Annotated in this window: 1 protein-coding gene; it reads right to left on the bottom strand. The window is 46.6% G+C overall.

Features of this window, described 5'->3' with window-relative positions; all coding sequences use genetic code 11:
• On the bottom strand, window positions 1-205 hold a 205-nt coding region (locus Q4528_RS16110), incomplete at its 3' end, for a hypothetical protein (protein ID WP_303522774.1).
• Between the last annotated feature and the right edge of the window lie 31 nt (window positions 206-236).

The following is a 236-nucleotide window of genomic DNA, read 5'->3' as shown; positions in this document are numbered from 1 at the left end:
GCCCTGTCATCATCAAACTCGTTTGGTAGCGCTGCGACCACGATTGGTAGGCTTGCTGATTTAAATACTCACTTCCTGTGGCCAAATTAGCCCGAGACACCTTCCAACGGTTTAGTTGAGTACTATCAAAAAAATAGGTTTGCGGACCACGCGCATTAATCGCGACATCACGTACGTCGGTGCCAAGCAATACTTTTAACACCATATTACCAATCGCTTCGCCTAAAGGTTTAGGC

The organism is Staphylococcus pasteuri, from assembly GCF_030547725.1.
Classification (GTDB): Bacteria; Bacillota; Bacilli; order Staphylococcales; family Staphylococcaceae; genus Staphylococcus; species Staphylococcus pasteuri.
This window is presented reverse-complemented; position numbering and strand designations above follow the sequence as displayed.